This is a genomic window from Flavobacterium sp., assembly GCF_044376915.1.
Lineage (GTDB): Bacteria > Bacteroidota > Bacteroidia > Flavobacteriales > Flavobacteriaceae > Flavobacterium.
In genome coordinates this window covers 1-7,573 of the sequence record NZ_JBILKB010000082.1, presented here as the reverse complement: position 1 = coordinate 7,573, position 7,573 = coordinate 1, and the positions used below count along the sequence as shown (strand labels likewise).

7 protein-coding genes are annotated in these 7,573 nt (G+C 36.5%); 6 read left to right on the top strand and 1 reads right to left on the bottom strand.

What is annotated here, in order from left to right:
• From ACIQ6Z_RS08290 to ACIQ6Z_RS08280, 3 genes are all read left to right on the top strand, one after another.
• Positions 1-2,549 (top strand): ATP-dependent Clp protease ATP-binding subunit (locus ACIQ6Z_RS08290; protein WP_396210432.1); only part of this gene is annotated, 2,549 nt, incomplete at its 5' end.
• 80 nt (positions 2,550-2,629) lie between these two features.
• Positions 2,630-3,997, top strand: a complete 1,368-nt coding sequence (gene rimK / locus ACIQ6Z_RS08285; RefSeq protein WP_396210431.1) for a 30S ribosomal protein S6--L-glutamate ligase — start codon at positions 2,630-2,632, stop codon at positions 3,995-3,997.
• Between the two features lie 16 nt (positions 3,998-4,013).
• Positions 4,014-4,196, top strand: coding sequence for a hypothetical protein (locus tag ACIQ6Z_RS08280; protein ID WP_396196439.1), 183 nt, complete (start codon positions 4,014-4,016; stop codon positions 4,194-4,196).
• A 10-nt stretch (positions 4,197-4,206) separates the two neighbouring features.
• On the opposite strand, the gene hutH is transcribed toward ACIQ6Z_RS08280, so the two are convergent.
• Positions 4,207-5,706, bottom strand: coding sequence for a histidine ammonia-lyase (gene hutH, locus ACIQ6Z_RS08275; RefSeq protein WP_396210430.1), 1,500 nt, complete (start codon positions 5,704-5,706; stop codon positions 4,207-4,209).
• 265 nt (positions 5,707-5,971) lie between these two features.
• Here hutH and ACIQ6Z_RS08270 point away from each other — a divergent pair, with 265 nt between their 5' ends.
• The 3 genes from ACIQ6Z_RS08270 to ACIQ6Z_RS08260 all read left to right on the top strand — a co-directional run.
• Positions 5,972-6,703, top strand: a complete 732-nt coding sequence (locus tag ACIQ6Z_RS08270; protein WP_396210429.1) for a hypothetical protein — start codon at positions 5,972-5,974, stop codon at positions 6,701-6,703.
• A gap of 3 nt (positions 6,704-6,706) precedes the next feature.
• Positions 6,707-6,973 (top strand): hypothetical protein, encoded by a 267-nt coding sequence (locus ACIQ6Z_RS08265; protein ID WP_396210428.1) that lies wholly within the window; start codon positions 6,707-6,709, stop codon positions 6,971-6,973.
• A 201-nt stretch (positions 6,974-7,174) separates the two neighbouring features.
• On the top strand, positions 7,175-7,573 hold a 399-nt coding region (locus tag ACIQ6Z_RS08260; protein ID WP_396210427.1), incomplete at its 3' end, for a hypothetical protein.

Genomic DNA, 7,573 nt, shown 5'->3' with positions numbered 1-7,573 from the left:
TGGACGATAATTTTTCACCAAGAGTTAAAGATGTAATTTCTTACAGCAAAGAAGAGGCCTTGCGTTTGGGTCATGATTTCATTGGCACAGAACACCTTTTACTAGGCATACTGCGAGATGGAAACGGAACTGCTATCAGTATTTTAAATAATTTAGCCGTTGATTTTTCACACTTGAGAAAAAAAGTAGAAATCTTGAGTCCAGCTAATCCCAATGCCATTCAAAATATTGAAAAGAAAAACTTGTTGCTCACCCGACAAGCCGAACGTGCTTTAAAGACTACTTTTTTAGAAGCAAAATTATTCAACAGTTCTGAAATTAGTACCGCCCATTTGTTGCTTTGTATTCTTAGAAATGAAAACGATCCGACAACAAAACTACTTCACAAAATTAAAATTGATTACGAAACGGTTAAAGAACAATATACGGCTATGATGACAAACGAAGAGGATTATATAGAAAATACACCAAAAGCCGAATCATTTAACGACGATAGCGGACAAGATGACAGTCTCAAAGATGGCGGATTCAACACACCTTCATCGGGTAATAAAACCAATAAAAAATCTAAAACACCTGTATTGGATAATTTTGGTCGTGACTTAACCGAAATGGCTGAAGAAGGCAAATTAGATCCTGTGGTTGGTCGCGATAAAGAAATAGAACGCGTATCGCAAATATTGAGCCGAAGAAAGAAAAACAATCCGTTGTTAATTGGTGAACCCGGCGTAGGTAAATCAGCAATTGCAGAAGGATTGGCCTTGCGCATCATCAAAAAGAAAGTATCTCGTAATCTTTTCAATAAGCGTGTCGTAACGCTAGATCTTGCCAGCTTAGTTGCCGGAACCAAATACCGCGGACAATTTGAGGAACGCATGAAAGCTGTGATGAACGAATTGGAAAAAAACGATGACATCATTTTATTCATTGACGAAATTCATACCATAGTGGGTGCTGGTGGAGCTACCGGTTCATTGGACGCCTCTAATATGTTCAAACCTGCCTTAGCACGCGGTGAAATACAATGCGTTGGCGCTACCACCTTAGACGAGTACCGACAATATATTGAAAAGGACGGCGCATTAGAAAGACGTTTTCAAAAAGTAATCGTTGAACCTACATCTGTAGAAGAAACCATTACCATCTTGAACAACATCAAGCCCAAATATGAAGACCATCACAACGTTATATATACACCAGAGGCGATTGAAGCTTGTGTAAAATTAACCAATCGCTATATGACCGATCGATTCTTGCCTGACAAAGCAATTGATGCTTTAGACGAAGCAGGATCTCGTGTTCATATCATCAATATCGATGTCCCCAAACAAATTCTAGAATTGGAAAAACAATTAGAAGATGTTCGTGAACTAAAAAATACAGTTGTTAAAAAACAAAAATACGAAGAAGCTGCTAAACTTCGTGACGACGAAAAACGAATTGAAAAAGATTTAGCAATTGCACAGGAACAATGGGAAGAAGATGCTAAAAATAACAAGGTAACCGTTACGGAAGATAACGTTGCTGACGTGGTTTCAATGATGACTGGAATTCCCGTAAATCGTATAGCTCAAACTGAAAGTAATAAGTTAGCTCATTTACCTGAACTCATTAAAGGTAAGGTAATTGGACAAGATGAAGCAGTTCAAAAAATTGCCAAATCCATTCAGCGAAATAGAGCTGGTTTGAAAGATCCAAACAAACCGATTGGCTCCTTTATTTTCTTGGGCCAAACCGGAGTAGGTAAAACACAATTGGCCAAAGTTATTGCAAAAGAATTGTTTGATTCAGAAGACGCACTCATTCGTATCGACATGAGTGAGTACATGGAAAAATTTGCCATTTCTAGATTAGTAGGTGCACCTCCTGGCTATGTAGGTTATGAAGAAGGCGGACAATTGACGGAAAAAGTCAGAAGAAAACCCTATTGTGTGGTACTTCTAGACGAAGTTGAAAAAGCGCATCCCGATGTGTTCAACATGCTCCTACAAGTATTAGACGACGGCCATCTAACCGATAGTTTGGGAAGAAAAATCGACTTTAGAAACACGATCATTATCATGACTTCTAATGTGGGCGCACGCCAATTAAAAGATTTTGGAACCGGTGTTGGATTTGGTACCGCTGCAAAAAATGCACAAACTGATGAACACTCCAAAGGCATTATTGAAAACGCTTTGAAAAAAGCTTTTGCACCCGAATTTTTAAACCGAATTGATGATGTAATTGTATTTAATGCGCTTGAAAAACACGATATCGATAAAATTATTGATATTGAAATGGATAAATTATACGCTCGAGTTAAAGAATTGGGCTATACCCTACAACTTTCTGAACAAGCCAAAGACTATATTGCCGACAAAGGATTTGACAAGCAATTTGGTGCACGTCCACTAAAACGGGCAATTCAAAAATATGTCGAAGATGCTCTAGCAGAAGAGATTATCACTTCTAAGATTCATGAAGGCGATCAAATTTTTATGGAATTAGATGAAGCCAATCAGGAACTTGTGATCCAAATTAAAAAACTAGAAGAACCAAGCGCTTAGCTTGGTTTTTTTTATACTACAAAAAATCTATTTGTATTGAAAAAAATACTACTTTAGAATCCTAATTCATACGGTTAAAAATGCTAGATAAAGTTATTGTAGGTAGCGAAGAATGGTGCTCCTTCCCTACGCTAGGTATTCCAACAATTAAAGCGCGTGTCGATTCGGGAGCAAAAACTTCGGCCTTACATGCTATTAATATTGCTATTTTCGAAAAAAACAGTGAAAGTTGGGTAAAATTTGACATCAATCCCATACAAAACAATGCCAAAGCGGTTATTCATTGCGAAGCGCCTCTTATTGACAAACGCGTGGTAAAAAGTTCTAGCGGTTTTAGAGAACAACGGTATGTCATCAAAACAAAACTCGAAATTGGAGGCAAAACTTGGGAAATCGAAGTAACACTTACCAACAGGGATTCCATGGGTTTCCGCATGTTGTTGGGACGCGAAGCCATGTCGGGGAGAGTATTGGTCGATCCCGAACAACGCTATTTATTGGGCCAACCCACAACCGAAAAATTAAAAGAATATTACTACGCATCCAACGAGACCAAAAAAGGATTAAAAATTGGACTATTAGCGAGTAATCCAGAATTATACAGTAATAAACGTATTATTGAAGCCGGCGAATTGAGAGGGCATGAAATGCACTTTTTGAACCTCAAATATTGCTACATGAAACTCGATGCCACCAAACCCGAAATTCATTACCGTGGTGGTAAAGTTTTAAACGATTTTGACGCCATCATTCCGCGCATTCGCCCCAGCATGACATATTATGGTTGTGCGTTAACCCGACAATTTGAAGCCCTAAAAGTGTTTGCTTTAAACAATGCTTCAGCCATAACGCAATCAAGAGACAAACTGTTTTCCTTGCAATTGTTATTGAATAATGGTGTGGATATTCCAACTACCGGATTTGCCAATTCACCTTTAGATACCGACGACTTAATAAAAATGGTAGGCGGATCACCCTTAATCGTAAAATTATTAGAAGGCACACAAGGAAAAGGAGTTGTTTTGGCTGAAACTAAAAAAGCAGCTGAATCGGTAATAAACGCCTTTAAAAGCTTGAATGCCAACATTTTAGTTCAAGAATTCATCAAAGAGGCCAACGGAAAAGATTTGCGTTTGTTTGTTGTGGATGGAAAAGTGGTGGCTGCTATGCAACGCGAGGCATTACCGGGTGAATTTAGAGCGAATATTCATTTGGGAGGTACCGCTTCCATCGTAAAAGTAACGGCCGACGAAAAAAAAATTGCCATCAAAGCAGCCAAAGCGATGAATTTAAAAGTAGCAGGTGTAGACATCATTCGTTCGTCTAAAGGACCGTTGTTGTTAGAAGTGAATTCTTCTCCTGGTTTGGAAGGAATTGAAGGTGCCACTCAAAAAGACATCGCCGGAGAAATGATCAAAGCAATTGAAAAGAATTTTAAGTGGAAATAACGAAATAACCGTACGGATGAAAAAACAACATGCCCTTCCAATTTTATTTTTAACCTTAGGAATTGCTATCACTATAATTGGTGCATTATTTAAAATTATGCATTGGCCTGGCGCTACAGCACTGCTTGCTACCGGCTTATTAGCAGAAGCTGCTGCCTTAATTGTTCTGATTATTTCTATTGCAAAACGTTTAAAATAAGCCCTGATATTTAGTCAAAATCAATTTGAAAACTGTTCAAAAACGCAATTGATTTTTCAATATCGTAATGCAAAATGCGGTCTTCGGTAACGAGGGAAACTTCTTCGCGGTATGATTTTAAAAAGCTTTCGATAAAATCACTAGATTGTAAAGGTCTTCTAAACTCAATAGCTTGCGAAGCATTAAATAATTCTATCGCCAATATGCGCTCTACGTTTTCAACAATGCGTAAGGTTTTTGTCGCAGCATTGGCCCCCATACTCACATGATCTTCCTGACCGTTGGAAGAAACAATACTGTCGATACTCGCTGGAGTGGCCAATTGTTTGTTCTGACTGGCAATGCTGGCAGCGGTGTATTGCGGAATCATGAAGCCCGAATTCAGTCCGGGATTGTTAACTAAAAAAGGTGGTAATCCGCGCAATCCCGAAATCAATTGGTAGGTTCTGCGTTCGGAAATACTTCCCAATTCTGACAAGGCGATGCCTAAAAAGTCTAACGCTAAAGCCAAAGGTTGCCCGTGGAAATTTCCACCTGAAATGATCAAATCTTCCCCAACAAAAATATTGGGATTATCGGTAACCGAATTGATTTCGGTGCGAAATACTTTCTTTACATAGTCAATCGCATCTTTGGAAGCACCATGAACTTGCGGTATGCAACGAAACGAATACGGATCTTGTACATGTGCTTTGGATTGTGCTATGATTTGACTGTCTTCTAATAAATCCCTGAAATGTTCGGCCGTTTGTACCTGCCCTTTGTGGGGACGAATCAAATGAATTAAATCGGTAAAGGGTTCGATTCGCCCGTCAAAACCTTCTAAAGAAATAGCACCAATAACATCGGCTAAATAAGCTATTTTTTGGGATTTGAGCAAACAATACGCCCCATAAGCACTCATGAATTGCGTACCGTTTAACAAAGCCAAACCTTCTTTGGATTGCAATACGATAGGCTCCCACCCCATTTTTGCTAATACTTTTGCGGCAGGTTGACGAAACCCATCACAATAGACTTCGCCTTCCCCTAATAAAGGCAAGGACAAATGAGCTAGTGGTGCCAAATCCCCTGAGGCCCCCAAAGAACCTTGGGTATAGATAAGTGGTAAAATATCATGGTTATAAAAATCGATCAAACGTTGTACGGTAAGCAGTTGCACACCCGAATGTCCATAGCTCAACGATTGTATTTTGAGCAACAACATGATCTTTACAATTTCATGCGGAACTGCTTCACCCGTTCCACAAGCATGTGATTTTACCAAATTTTCTTGCAATTTGGATAAATTTTCATTGGAAATTTTCACATTACACAACGACCCAAACCCGGTATTAATCCCATAAATGGGTTCAGAATGCGATTTCATTTTATCATCCAAATACGTTCTGCATTTTTCAATATTTACAATTGCTTCTTCCGATAATGCCAATTGTTTTCCTTGAAAAACAATTTCGTTAATGGTTTCAAGCGCTAATAAATCGGAACTGATGTAATGTATGGTTTCCATAGGTTGTATTAAAGTGCCAAAATTCTACAAACAATTGCTAAAAAACAACTTTTTTGAGGGGTAATTTACTATTCCCTTCTTTCTTCTACTTTCTTTCCTACTTACAAACATTTTTAATCGATTGTAAACAATTAAAAACGTTTTTCAATTTCAAAAATTGATAGTTTTGAAATTTAACCCTAGAAAATTATTAGAATAAACCAAAATAATGAATAGAAATTAAATGCGGAAACTTTATAAAATAAGCGTATTACTAATTATTGGAATGATTGGATATTCATTCGGAAATTATATTCCAATGGAAATATTTAACCCAAATTTTACAGATGAAAATTTAACAAAAAGTGACTATTATCGTTTACTGATCGCCATTATTTCTGCAATAATTACCTTTTTTGCAGTATTAGTAGCTCTCTTTAAAGATGATCTCAGGGAATTATGGAAACGACCAATCATTCAATTTTGTACCCCAGACGAAATGACCATAGAAGATTTAAATTCGTCATTAGAATCAGAAACTGCAAGTGATATACCAGTTGCAAAGCGATATTATTCAAGAATAGAAGTCAAAAATATCGGTAATATGCCCGCATTGAATGCAGAGATTTATCTTGACAAATTAGAATATATACCCAAAGACTCAACAATATCTCAAAATATTGAATGCTCTGGGGCTGCATTAAATTGGAATGGATCAGAATCTCATACCATAATTATTCCACCAGGTGGAAAAAAATTAATTAAAATAGTCGAAATTTTAGCACCTGAAAAGATCTCCACACCTGAATCCGAAAAAATAAACAAACCGCCTCTACTAACTATCGGGGAAATTGAAAATAATAAAGAGACTGCTAAAGGAAAATGGACAGCAACTTTTAGCTTATATGCACAAAATCTTAAGCCAATCCGTTTTACGGTTGAAATTGAATGGAATGGCGTTTGGAAAACAAGATTGACTGAATTCAAAAAATTATATAAAATCGCTCAAAAGATCTAACAAATGAAAAAGACATATTTAATTCAATTTAAAAGTTCTGATGCTTTTTTCTTTGAAAGCAAAGTTAAAACATTAGGGAGTTGGGTGAAGTATTTTGATGACAATTGGATCGTAGAAACAACTTTAACTGCAAAAGAGATATACGACAAGCTAAGTGTAGGAAATACAGATAAGAGCATTTTTATTATTCAACTTGATATTTCAAATTATTGGGGAAGAATGAATTCAAAATTATGGGATTATTTAAAATTACGTAGAAAATACAAATAACATATTTCTATTATTTTCTCCAACGTTGTCCAAAAATCGCATGTAGACTCCCTAGATCTTAGCAAGGAAATTGAAGAAACGGTTAGTAATAACAGTAGAAAATATTAGCAAGAGGGCGGTACAAATTAACCCTATAAAATAGTACCCAAAGTTATCGTCCTTTCGGTAGTCCGAATTAATATAAGGGGAAGTTTATTAGCCATGAAAAAAAATATTTTATTTTCATCAATTTATGCATTAATTATTTTAATTTCTTGCACAGAAAACGAAGAGTTAAATTCTATTTCAAAAACGAAAGAGAATATTAACAGTACGACTACAAGAGAAACGCCTGTTAAATTTCATTTGTTTTATGCTACTTGGGACGAATGGGGCAGAACAAGCCGTGATTGCAAAGGATTTGGGTTGTGTAACTTTACAAGTTGTACATTCTGTTGTACAGATGCATATGATAATATTGTAGATTGTATTGAGAATAATCGAATTGCAAATTCTGGAATAATAAAGATATTTGATAACACTAAATTAGGCTTCATGATTATCAAACTTAATCCAACAGATTCGACACATGATAATGCAATTAGAAATCGAAAAACTTTA

Bases quoted from the DNA above. Each gene is read 5' to 3' on its own strand.
- rimK (WP_396210431.1), top strand. From the start codon at position 2,630: ATGCTAGATAAAGTTATTGTAGGTAGCGAAGAATGGTGCTCCTTCCCT.
- ACIQ6Z_RS08280 (WP_396196439.1), top strand. From the start codon at position 4,014: ATGAAAAAACAACATGCCCTTCCAATTTTATTTTTAACCTTAGGAATT.
- hutH (WP_396210430.1), bottom strand. From the start codon at position 5,706: ATGGAAACCATACATTACATCAGTTCCGATTTATTAGCGCTTGAAACC.
- ACIQ6Z_RS08270 (WP_396210429.1), top strand. From the start codon at position 5,972: ATGATTGGATATTCATTCGGAAATTATATTCCAATGGAAATATTTAAC.
- ACIQ6Z_RS08265 (WP_396210428.1), top strand. From the start codon at position 6,707: ATGAAAAAGACATATTTAATTCAATTTAAAAGTTCTGATGCTTTTTTC.